Here is an 11,465-nt window from a genome sequence, read left to right on the forward strand (position 1 = left end):
GTCAGGACGCCTCCTTCACTTTCTGTCCGGCGACGGTCGCACCAGGCTTGTTCAATACCGGGTGCAGCAACACGCGGAACGCATTCTTCTGGGCCAGGCTGTAGAAGTCATGGGCAAAGTCGTCGAGGTCGGCGGCGGTCAGCTTCAGGCGGCGCAGGAAGTAGTTGTAGACCAGCACCGCCGGCACCGCGACGGCGATACCGACGCCGGTGGCGACCAGCGCGGCACCGATCGGGCCGGCAACGGTTTCAAGGCTGGCCGAGCCCGCGGCACTGATACCTTTGAGAGCCGACATGATGCCCCAGACGGTGCCGAACAAACCGATAAAGGGCGACGTGCTGCCAATGCTCGCCAGGATTGCCAAGCCACTTTCCAATGACCGGCGTTCCCGCACGATCTGCTGGCGCAAGGCGCGCTCGAGCCGGTCCTGGTGATTGATCGACTGGCTCAGGTCGGTGGCTTGCAGGCCTTCCGGCACCTGGATCGCAGCATAGCCGGCCAGTGCCACTCGGGCTGCCGCACCCGGTTGGCTTTGGGCCAACTCGGCGGCGGAATCGAGACTGGAGGCGGCCCAGAAGCGCTTATGGAATTTGCGGTCCTGGGTCTTGAGACGAGTGAATTGCACGCCCTTGAGCAAGGCAAGGCCCCAGGTCGTGACGGAAAAAAGGATCAACAGCCAGATGACGGCGTGTTCGATGGATTCAAAAGGCGATGCAATCAGGTTCATGGTCAGGCTCTCCAACAAGGCGCTAAGTCAGTTGTAGCGGTATCGGTTGTAGCGATGCGCCTTTTGTCAGGTAGCCCGCGGTCTGTCGGTTGCGTTGAGTTACTTGATCTTGAAGTCAATGGGCACGCTGACCCACCCGTCCACGGCGACGTCCCCCTGCTTGGCCGGAACAAAACTCCAGCGCTTGACCGCCGCCAGCGCAGCGTTGTCGAGTTGATCGCGGCCGCTGCTTTTCTGGAGCTGGACCTCACCGGGTTTGCCGCTGGCCAGGACATGCACCCGTAACAGCACCGTGCCTTCCCAGCCGCGACGCATTGCCAGCGACGGATATTCCGGCGCCGGATTTTTCAGGTAACCGGCGCTGGCCGAAGGTGGCGTCACCGGTTTCGGCGCGGGCGGTGCGGGCGGCGCCGGGGCCACGACCGGTTGCGGCGGTGCCGGAGCTACCGGTGGCTGCTCCACCGGTTTGGCCACGGGTTTTGGCACCGGCTTGACCACCGGTTTGGGTTTGGGAATCGGTTTAGGCGGCGGTGGCTTGATGGCCAATTCATCCTCGACCGGCGGCGGTGGCTCGACCACAGGTTGCGGAATCGGTGCGGGTGGTGGAGGCTCCACCACCGGCGGCGCGGGCTGGGAAAATTCGATGGTCATCGGCGGAATCTCCGGCGGTACCACGGGCAATACCGGCGCAGGCGCCTGGTTGACCCAGACAATCACCGCGCCATGCAGCACCAGGACGAATACCCCCAGCAAGAGCCCTTCGCGACGACTCGATACGCGTTTGGGCGTGGTGTGCAACCGCGACAGCGCCAAAGGTTCACGGAACACCCGACCAAGATCCAACAGCTCGCCACTCGGCAGCGGGCGTCGGAATACCTCCAGGGCACGGGTGGCGCTCTGAACATTGCCCATTGATTGACTCCTGTAGATGTCCAAATTGAACACGCGCCAGATCTGGGCTAACGCGCCGATTCCGATTGCGACAGCGTCAAAGGCGTCGGGGAAAACACCTGCTGATCCGTCAGCGCCTTAACGTCGACTCGATGGGGAAAAATTTTCTTTGCCACGAACAAATCGTCGACCTGTTGCAGGGCCTGGACGTCTTGCGCCTCGACCGGAACCAGCGACTCGTCGCCCCAACTGCGCAAGGTCTGCGAGACTTCAAGGGGAATGTCGTTAACCTTGGCAAAGACCCGGGCGTACTCGTCGCGATTGCCCTGCGCCCATTCGAAAGCCTTGGCAAAACGTCCGAGGACATCACTCAACGCCTTGCGCTTGAGCGGGTCATTCAGGACTTCATCTGAGGCCGTGATAAACGTCAGCCCCGAGTTGATGCCCTCGCCGCTGAGCAATACCCGGGCGCCCTTCTGCTCGGCGAAAGCCTGGTACACACCAAACGTCGCCCAGGCTTCGATTTTTCCGGCGTTGAACGCTGGCAACGCATCGGTCGGCAGGACAAACCCCACATTGACGTCTTTCTCATCGACCCCGGCGTTGGCCAGTGCGCGGATCAGCAGGTACTGGGAAATGCTGCCTCGGGCCGACGAAACCACGACGTTGCGGCCTTTCAGATCGGCGACGCTGCGGATCGTTGAATCCGGCGGGACCAGAATCGCAATGCCTCGTGACTGGCCGCGCCGCACCGCGACAATCCGTAACGGCGTGCCTCCCGTTGCCGCCGCAAGCACCGGCGTGTCACCCGCTGGCGCCAGGTCGACAGCGCCGGCCCGCAGGGCTTCGAACAACGGCGCGGCGCCCTGGAAGTTCGCCCACTGCACCTTGTACTCGATCCCTTCCAATGCGTTCGACGCTTCCACCACCGTGCGCAAATCCTTGGCCTGATCGCCCAGCACCAGCGTCACGCTGGACAAGTCGGGAGCCTTGGCCGTAGGTGATTGGCTGTCGCTGTTATCTTTGCACCCTGCAAGCACGAATGCGGCACCGACCAACAGCACGGCCGTGGTCTTCCAGGTGCGCCTGGGCATGGCGAACGCCTTCATCGACAGATCATCCATGGGCAAAACGCCGGACGCTGCTGGCCGTAGCCTGACGTGCAGCGCCATTTGCCTGGGCCGCGGGTTCCAGCGTTTCAACACCCAACAGTTTCAGCAAGCGCGCACGGATATTCTGGAAGCCTTCCTGGCCGGTGTCCCGTGCCCTGGGCAGATCGATCGTCAATTGTTCAGCGATCTTGCCGTTGGCCAGCACGATGACCCGATCGGCCAGCAGGATCGCTTCGTCCACATCGTGGGTCACCAGCAACACAGCAGGTGTGTGTTTGCGCCATAAGTCGATGATCAGCCGATGCATGCGGATCCGGGTCAGCGCATCGAGCGCGGCGAACGGCTCGTCGAGCAGCAACAACTTTGGCTCGCGCACCAGGCCGCGGGCCAGCGCCACCCGTTGGGCTTCGCCGCCAGACAGCGTCGCCGGATAGGCCTCCAGCCGATGAGCCAGGCCCACCTCGGTCAGGGCTTCTACCGCACGAGCCTTGGCATTGGGAACGCGCAGGCCAAGAATCACGTTCTTCCAGGCCCGTTTCCAGGGCATCAGCCGGGGTTCCTGGAACACTGCCGCCCGCGCCCTGGGCACTCGCAGTTGACCGCTGTCGATGCTGTCGAGTCCTGCCAGGCTGCGCAGCAAGGTGGTCTTGCCCGAACCGCTGGCGCCGAGCAGCGCGACGAACTCCCCCGGGGCGATGTCCAGGTCCAGGCCATCGATGACCCGTTGCGGGCCAAATTGACGCACCACATTGCGCAGTTGCACAGGCGCTACGGCATCCGTGGGTTTGGATGCCTCCACGAGATCAATGCTCGACATATCAGTTCCTCACAAAAGTTGGGCGCCAGGCCAGGGCAAATCGCTCCAGCGTGCGGATCAATCCGTCGATCAACAGGCCGAGGACGCTGTAGATCAGCAGGCAAATCACGATCACGTCGGTGCGCATGAAATCTCGCGCATCACTGGCCAGGTAGCCGATGCCGGCGGTGGTGTTGATTTGCTCGACGAAAACCAGGGCCAGCCAGGAAATTCCCAGGGAGTAGCGCAGGCCGACGAAAAACGAGGGCAAGGAACCGGGCAGGATCACGTGCCAGATCAGCTCTCGACGACTCAGGCCCAAGGTGTTGGCGGCCTCGATCAGCTTGGGGTCGATATTGCGAATGCCGGCAAACAGATTCAGGTACACCGGGAAAGTGGTGCCGATGACGATCAGGGCGATCTTGGTGAACTCGCCAATGCCGAACCAGAGGATGAACAGCGGCACGAGGGCCAGCGAAGGGATGGTGCGCAGCATCTGCATCGGCGAATCGAGGACCACCTCGCCGCGTTTCGACAGGCCGCTGATCAGCGCCGCGATCACACCGATCGTTACGCCGATGCTCAGCCCCACGAGCGCCCGTTGCAGCGAAACCAGCAGATGCCTGCCAAGCTCACCCGAGACGATCATGGCCCATAGCGTTCCGCCGATCTGCGACGGCGCGGCAATGACCCGCGGCGAGATCAGGCCCCAGCGCGACGCCAGCTCCCACAGCAGCAGGAGCACAAGCGGACTGATCAAGCGCAACAACGCCTCTGGCGTGCGCCAATGACGCAACCAGTCGGGAGCCAGTCTCGACGCACCTTGCCGCGCTGCGTTGAGACGCACGGTCTTCTCGACGAAAAAAGAGCTGCTGGTGCCCCGTGTCTCGAAAATCTTGTCGCTCATCAGGCTTCCTTCCTCATATAGAACATGGCCAGAGGCGCCATGCATCAGCTTCGGACTCATGCTATTCGCATAAAAAAACCCAGTGAAATTCTTTTTAGGAATAACCTAATATGTTTAAAAATCAGATGTAGCAAACTCCAAATGAATTATTTGCATAATAATTCGCTACGGGCAGCGTCGATGGAGGGCACACGGACCATTCGCTATAAAATGCAAATAACTGATAACAAGATAAATAATTGATTAAAATATTTGATAATTACCATAGAACAAATCGGCATTTCACAGGCCTGCCCCTCTACGCCTACTTTGCTGTCACGGACCGACCCCTCGCCCGGTGGAGGCTCAATCACGCCAATTCAGTGAAAATGAAAAGGAATCCACCATGAGTGTTGAATTTATCGGTTTCATCGGCGGCCACCACGCCTCGGAGATCCATCCACGCAGTGGCCCAGTCCTGCAACCCGAGTACGTGGAGAAAGTGGCCCGGGCCCACGAGGAGGCCGGTTTCGACCGGGCGCTGGTCGCGTTTCATTCCAATAGCCCGGACAGCACACTGATCGCCTCACACGCCGCCAGCGTGACGAAAAACCTGAAGTTCCTCATCGCCCATCGACCGGGGTTCGTTGCACCGACCCTGGCCGCTCGCCAGTTCAATACGCTGGACGTATTCAATGGCGGGCGCACCGCCGTCCACATCATCACCGGCGGCGATGATCGCGAGCTGCGTGCCGACGGTAGCTACATCGGCAAGGACGAGCGCTATGCCCGCACGGATGAATACCTCGACGTGCTGCGCCAGGAATGGACCCGCGAAAAGCCTTTCGACTATCAAGGCAAGTATTACCAATTCGAAGGCGCACACTCGGACGTGAAATCGCCGCAGCAACCGCATATCCCGCTGTACTTCGGCGGGTCGTCGGCGGCCGCCATCGCGGTGGCGGGCAAGCATGCGGACGTCTATGCATTGTGGGGAGAAACCTACGAGCAAGTGCGCGAGGTGGTACACCAGGTGCGTGCCGAAGCCGCCAGGCATGGTCGTAGCATCCGCTTCAGCCTGTCGTTGCGACCGATTCTGGCAGACACCGAAGAGCAAGCCTGGGAGCGCGCCGAGCGCATCCTGCAACAGGCAAGCGCACTGGCCAAACAGAATGGATTCGTGCGCCGGGAACCACCGAACGAAGGCTCGCGACGCCTGCTGGCAGCGGCAGCCCAAGGCTCGCGCCTGGACAAGCGGCTGTGGACCGGCATTGCCGGCCTGCTCGGCGCACAGGGTAACTCGACATCCCTGGTGGGCACTCCGGAACAAGTGGCAGAAGCGCTGCTCGACTACTACGACCTGGGCATCACCACCTTCCTGATCCGCGGCTTCGACCCACTGGAGGACGCCATCGATTACGGCAAGCGCCTGATCCCCCTGACCCGGCAATTGGTTGCCGAACGCGAGCGCCAGGTGGCGGAAAAGGTGGCCTGAAAGCGCCATACAGGCATTGCGGGGAGCGAGCTTGCTCCCACAATGTTTCCGGCTGCCGCCGGACCTACATTCACACATCGATATTCTGTGGGAGCGAGCCTGCTCGCGATGGCGTCGGATCAGTCGGTATTGATGTTGACTGGTCTGCTGCCATCGCGAGCAGGCTCGCTCCCACAAAAAGCTCCCCACAATAGGAATGTGCCGGTTGCAACTTCCAGCACATTCGCCCATAGGCTCAGTTCTTGTAGTCCAGATCGGTCCTTTCCAACTGCCGGATCAGCGCATTCCAATGCCGCGCAACCCCCGGTCCATCGCCTCTCTTGAGCGCCTCGGCCTGGGTCTCGACCTTGGCTACGACGTCGGCCGGCGGGAAGACCAGCTCGGCGTTGCCAGCGGCCTGCGCCGCGATCTGGATGTTGCAGGCGCGCTCCAGGCCTTGCAGTTGCTGGAACGCATGCTCGACGCTGACGCCCGCGGTCAGTAGCCCATGGTTGCGCAGGATCAGCACGCTCTTGTCCCCCAGGTCCGCCACCAGTCGTTCACGCTCGTCGAGGTCCAGCGCAATGCCTTCATATCCGTGGTAGGCCACCCGCCCGGAAAAGGCGATGGAATGCTGGGAGATCGGCAGTAAACCGTCCCGCTGGGCGGACACCGCGATGCCATCGCGGGTGTGGGTGTGCAGAACGGCTTGCAGATCAGGCCGTGCACCATGGATCGCGCTATGGATCACATAGCCGGCGTGGTTGATGCCAAGTCCTGTCGGGTCGTCGACGAGGGTGCCGTCGACGTCGACCTTGACCAGGTTGGAAGCGGTAATTTCATCGAACAACAACCCGAACGCGTTGATCAGGAAATGCTCTTCAGGCCCGGGCACTCGCGCGGAAAAATGCGTGTAGATGTGATCGGTCCACTTGAACAAGGCCGCCAGCCGGTAGGCTGCGGCCAGCTTCACGCGCACTTCCCACTCTTCGGGAGTGACGCGTTGGCGGACATTTTTCGAGGCGCTGGATAGCGGGCTGACGCTGCTCATGACAAGACTTCCTGGATGGACTAGGGATCTCCAGCAAGCCTAGGGGAAGGTAAAAAATAATAAAAAGCACATTTTAATCTAAGCTAATTATTATTTTTTTTTATTATAGATCATCGTCCGTATTCCTTACGCAGCACTCTTGATCTTCTGCAATGATCCGGCCACCAGCTTGCCGAAGGCATCCACTGGCCCTTGCAGGTTGCCGAGGAAGTGCGGATAGATCAACCACAGGTCCATCACTGGCTTGAAGTCCTTGAGGGGCATCGCGGCCAGCTGATCACGGTGGGCGCTACGCTCCAGCAACGGACGCGGCACCAGGCCAAGGCCCAGGCCATCGGCGACCAGGCCCAACTGCAATTCAGTGCCGAAGGTCTCCAGGTTGACCCGCAGGGCCAAGCCCTGGTCCGACAAGGTCCGCTGCAGCCCGGCGCGAAAACCGCAGCCGTCGGGATTGAGTACCCAGCCATTCTGGTAGACATCAGCCAACTTGCAGGGGCGCTTGGGCAGTTGCGCCTTGGCACAGACCACGACCAACTCCATCTTGCCGATCGACTCGCCAACAATGTTGTCGGGAAAAATCTTGCCAGCGGGAAATAATGCAGCCGCCGCATCCAACTCGCCGCGCTCGATCTTGCCGACCAACTGACTGCCCCAGCCCGTGGCCACCTGGGCGCGCAGTTCGGGATACTCGACGCGCAAATGCTTGAGGGCATCGAGCAACACCACATCACCGATCGTTTGCGGAACGCCCAGGCGCAACAACCCGGTAGGCGGCGCGTCGGTGGCGACCAGTTCGCGCAGCGCATCCATCTCCCGCAGGATCAAACGACATTGCTCATAGACCCGCGTACCGATCAAGGTCGGCTTGAGCGGCTTGGTATTGCGGTCGAACAACTCCACCCCCAAGGCCTGCTCGAAGTTCTGCACGCGCCGCGTGATCGCCGGTTGCGTCAGTTGCAACGTCTCGGCGGCATGGCTGATGGACTGGCAACGAATCACTTCGACAAAGGCGTCAATATCGTCAATTTTCATTTGGCCCGCACATAGAGAACAATCAATAAGATGTTTGAAAAGCATAAAGCCCTGCGAAAAAGCATAGTGCCATTGCGCCAATCTGGATAGCCCGGCCGACCTATCGATAACATCTAACACTAGTCAAACGGATTCTAAATTCTTTTCAGCTATAACCTAATCATAAAAAAATAGCATATTAAGAAAAATCATTATGCTTAAATCCTGATATCGAATTTTCACCACGACGATGGAATCCGCCATGACCCAGGCCCGACACCCGGAGAGACTCAGAGCATTCATAGGCGCCCTGGCAGAGCTGATCGACGGCAATCCCCGCGAGGGTGATCTGCTGCATCGCGGCGGCAAGTTGCTTGCACAACTGGTCAGCCATGACGACTGGCTGCCCGAAGCGTTCGCCAAGCCAGACCCAGAGCGCTATCAGCAATACCTGCTGCACGCCGATTCGCGGCAGCGTTTCAGTGTCGTCAGTTTTGTCTGGGGACCAGGGCAACGCACGCCGATCCATGACCATCGGGTCTGGGGCCTGATCGGCATGTTGCGCGGTGCAGAGCATTCACAAGGCTTTGCTCGCCATCCCGATGGCAGCCTGGCACCCGAGGGTTCGCCGATTCATCTGCTGCCCGGCCAGGTCGAAGCCGTCTCTCCCCGGATCGGCGACATCCATCAGGTCAGCAACGCCTTCGACGACCAGGTTTCCATCAGCATCCATGTCTATGGCGCCAACATCGGCGCCGTACGCCGCGCGGTGTACCAGCCCGACGGCAGCGAGAAATTGTTCATCTCCGGTTATTCCAACGCCTTCCTCCCCAATATCTGGGACCTGTCCAAAGAGAGCCAAGCCCTATGAGCACCGTACGTACCCGCTCCTACTCGCAGATTCGCCAGGCGTTGCTGAACCGTGAAGAGCTGGCCCTCATCGATGTGCGCGAAGAGGCCCCCTTCGCCCAGGGCCATCCATTGTTCGCAGCCAACATTACCCTGTCGAAGCTGGAACTCGAGGTCTACTCGCGCATCCCGAGGCGCGATACCCCGGTGACGGTCTATGACAATGGTGAAGGCCTGGCCGACATTGCGCGCCAACGCCTGCAAGGCCTGGGTTACGTCAATGTGAGCGTGCTCGAAGGCGGCCTGGAAGGCTGGCGCAAGGCCGGCGGCGAACTGTTCATCGACGTCAATGTGCCGAGCAAGGCCTTTGGTGAACTGGTGGAAAGCCAGCGCCATACACCGTCGCTGGCGGCGGAAGAGGTCAAGGCGCTGCTCGACAACGAGGCCGACGTGGTGGTGCTCGATGCCCGGCGCTTCGACGAATACCAGACCATGAGCATTCCCGGCGGCATCAGTGTACCGGGGGCGGAACTGGTGTTGCGTGCCCGGGCGCTGGCTCCGGATCCGTCAACCCGAATCATCGTCAACTGCGCCGGGCGCACCCGCAGCATCATCGGCACCCAGTCACTGATCAATGCGGGCATCGCCAACCCGGTGTCCGCCCTGCGCAACGGCACCATCGGCTGGACCCTGGCCGGCCAAACGCTGGAACACGGCCAGTCGCGTCGATTCGCCGACAGTGGCGAGGAACATCGAGACACTGCCGCCGGCGATGCTCGCCGCGTTGCCGACAAGGCGCTGGTGGGTCGTGCCACCCTTGCCGACTTGCACCGTTGGCAACAGGAGCCGACACGCAGCACCTACCTGTTCGACGTACGCACCCCGGAGGAATTCGAGGCCGGTCACCTGCCCGCTTCCCGCTCCACCCCCGGCGGGCAACTGGTGCAGGAAACCGATCACTTCGCCAGTGTTCGCGGCGCGCGCCTGGTACTGGTCGATGACGACGGCGTACGGGCCAATATGACCGGCTCCTGGCTCGCGCAATTGGGTTGGGACGTGTACGTACTGGATGATTTGCAACCCGCGCACTTCAGTGAACAGGGCTCGTGGAAAGCTCCCGTTCCTGTGCCGCCACAGGCCGAGGAGATCAGCCCTGACACCCTTGCCCAGTGGCTGGCCGAGGGTGACACGGTGGTGCTGGATTTCACCAGCAGCGCCAACTACGTCAAGCGCCACATCCCGGGTGCCTGGTGGGTATTGCGCGCGCAACTGAGCGAAGCCTTGAGCAAGGTTTCGCCCGCTCAACGCTACGTCCTGACCTGCGGCAGTAGCCAGTTGGCACGACTGGCGGTCGCCGAGGTCGAGGCCATTACCGGCAAAGCCGTTTTCCTGCTGCGCGACGGCACCGCTGCCTGGATTGCTGCGCAATTGCCGCTGGAACATGGCGAAACCCGCCTCGCCTCGCCGCGCATCGATCGTTACCGCCGGCCTTACGAGGGCACCGACAACCCACGGGAAGCCATGCAGGCGTACCTGGATTGGGAGTATGGCCTCGTCGACCAACTGGCCCGCGACGGCACTCATGGTTTTTACGTCATCTGAATGCACAGGGGGGGCGCAATGATCGCCCCCTTCTACACCAGCCGACCCCTTCTCCAGGCGGAGGCGACTGAACGCAACACTTTTAGCCTGGAGCCCCGCGATGCGCCTGACCCTGCCCCTGCTGTTAATCACCCTTGCCTTTGGCTCGGTCCACGCCACCGACTTGCAACCGCTGCGAGTTGCCAATCAGAAGTCCACCATCAAGGCCCTGCTGGAAGTGTCCGGCGAGCTCAAGGACGTGCCTTACGATATCCAGTTTTCCGAGTTCCCCGCCGCCGCGCCACTGGGCGAGGCGCTGAATGCCGGTGCCGTGGATATCGGCGCCCTGGGCGATGCTCCCTACGTGTTCGCCCTGGGCGCCGGAGCGTCGCTCAAGGTCGTCAGCATCATCCACGCCGAAGGACGCAACACGACTGCCATTCTTGTTCCCAAGGACTCCCCTATCAAGGCTGTCGCCGATCTCAAGGGCAAGCGCATCGTCACCACACGAGGCTCCATCGGGCACTACTTGGCTATCAAGGCCCTGCGCAGCGCAGGCCTGAGTACCGCAGACGTGGAGTTCGTTTTCCTGCTGCCCAGCGAATCCCGGCTGGTGCTGGATAACGGCACCGCGGACGCCTGGTCGACCTGGGACCCCTTCACCACCGTCGTCACCGCGCAAAGCCAGGCCAAGGTCCTGGTCAGCGGCAGCAACCTGCTGAGCAATCATCTCTATCTCGCCGCCACCAGCCAGGCCATCGCCGATAAACGCCAGCAATTGGACGACTTTGTCGCCCGGGTCGACCGGGCCTATCGCTGGAGCAACGACCACCCCAACGAGTATGCCGCTGCGCAGGCCAAAATCACTGGCTTGCCCCTGGAGGTGCACCTGACGGTAGCCAACGCGACCCACATGCAGCCGGTGGTCATTGACGACGCGGTAGTCAGTGGCCTGCAGACAACCGCTGACATTTATCAGGAGGAAGGCCTGCTGACTCGACACATCGATGTCTCCCAGGGCTTCGACAAGAGCTTCAACACCCTGCGTGCCCCCCTCACCCAGGCTTCGCGCTAAAGGAGCAGAACC

General features: G+C 61.2%; 11 protein-coding genes. 4 read left to right on the plus strand and 7 right to left on the minus strand.

Annotated elements, in window-relative coordinates:
* Nucleotide 1: 1 nt before the first annotated feature.
* From PBDP_RS18340 to PBDP_RS18360, 5 genes are all read right to left on the minus strand, one after another.
* Complete coding sequence (locus PBDP_RS18340; RefSeq protein WP_109753340.1) at nucleotides 2-727, minus strand: MotA/TolQ/ExbB proton channel family protein; 726 nt, start codon at nucleotides 725-727, stop codon at nucleotides 2-4.
* A 99-nt stretch (nucleotides 728-826) separates the two neighbouring features.
* On the minus strand, nucleotides 827-1,639 hold the full coding sequence (locus PBDP_RS18345) for an energy transducer TonB (RefSeq protein ID WP_212801112.1): 813 nt from the start codon (nucleotides 1,637-1,639) through the stop codon (nucleotides 827-829).
* A 47-nt stretch (nucleotides 1,640-1,686) separates the two neighbouring features.
* Entirely contained in the window at nucleotides 1,687-2,712 is a 1,026-nt protein-coding gene (locus PBDP_RS18350) for an ABC transporter substrate-binding protein (protein ID WP_212802523.1), read from the minus strand.
* A gap of 22 nt (nucleotides 2,713-2,734) precedes the next feature.
* Nucleotides 2,735-3,547, minus strand: coding sequence for an ABC transporter ATP-binding protein (locus PBDP_RS18355; RefSeq protein WP_212801113.1), 813 nt, complete (start codon nucleotides 3,545-3,547; stop codon nucleotides 2,735-2,737).
* Between the two features lies 1 nt (nucleotide 3,548).
* Nucleotides 3,549-4,433, minus strand: a complete 885-nt coding sequence (locus tag PBDP_RS18360) for an ABC transporter permease (RefSeq protein ID WP_212801114.1) — start codon at nucleotides 4,431-4,433, stop codon at nucleotides 3,549-3,551.
* A gap of 385 nt (nucleotides 4,434-4,818) precedes the next feature.
* Between PBDP_RS18360 and PBDP_RS18365 the strand changes: the two genes are divergently transcribed.
* Nucleotides 4,819-5,907, plus strand: a complete 1,089-nt coding sequence (locus tag PBDP_RS18365) for an LLM class flavin-dependent oxidoreductase (RefSeq protein WP_212801115.1) — start codon at nucleotides 4,819-4,821, stop codon at nucleotides 5,905-5,907.
* 235 nt (nucleotides 5,908-6,142) lie between these two features.
* Here PBDP_RS18365 and PBDP_RS18370 read toward each other — a convergent pair whose 3' ends face one another.
* Both PBDP_RS18370 and PBDP_RS18375 read right to left on the minus strand, forming a co-directional pair.
* The gene (locus tag PBDP_RS18370) at nucleotides 6,143-6,937 is read right to left on the minus strand and encodes a class II aldolase/adducin family protein (RefSeq protein ID WP_109753345.1); all 795 of its coding nucleotides are present in this window, start codon (nucleotides 6,935-6,937) and stop codon (nucleotides 6,143-6,145) included.
* A gap of 126 nt (nucleotides 6,938-7,063) precedes the next feature.
* Entirely contained in the window at nucleotides 7,064-7,969 is a 906-nt protein-coding gene (locus PBDP_RS18375) for a LysR family transcriptional regulator (RefSeq protein WP_162893845.1), read from the minus strand.
* A gap of 241 nt (nucleotides 7,970-8,210) precedes the next feature.
* Here PBDP_RS18375 and PBDP_RS18380 point away from each other — a divergent pair, with 241 nt between their 5' ends.
* The 3 genes from PBDP_RS18380 to PBDP_RS18390 all read left to right on the plus strand — a co-directional run bounded on the left by PBDP_RS18380 (nucleotide 8,211) and on the right by PBDP_RS18390 (nucleotide 11,453).
* A complete protein-coding gene (locus tag PBDP_RS18380; protein ID WP_116832785.1) occupies nucleotides 8,211-8,819 on the plus strand; it encodes a cysteine dioxygenase family protein in 609 nt (202 codons plus the stop codon).
* Complete coding sequence (locus tag PBDP_RS18385; protein ID WP_212801116.1) at nucleotides 8,816-10,399, plus strand: rhodanese-related sulfurtransferase; 1,584 nt, start codon at nucleotides 8,816-8,818, stop codon at nucleotides 10,397-10,399. Before PBDP_RS18380 ends, PBDP_RS18385 begins: the two co-directional genes overlap by 4 nt.
* A gap of 100 nt (nucleotides 10,400-10,499) precedes the next feature.
* Entirely contained in the window at nucleotides 10,500-11,453 is a 954-nt protein-coding gene (locus PBDP_RS18390) for an ABC transporter substrate-binding protein (protein WP_109753349.1), read from the plus strand.
* Nucleotides 11,454-11,465: the final 12 nt, after the last annotated feature.

Origin of the sequence: Pseudomonas sp. St290 (assembly GCF_018325805.1) — a bacterium.
Taxonomy (GTDB): Bacteria; Pseudomonadota; Gammaproteobacteria; order Pseudomonadales; family Pseudomonadaceae; genus Aquipseudomonas; species Aquipseudomonas bijieensis.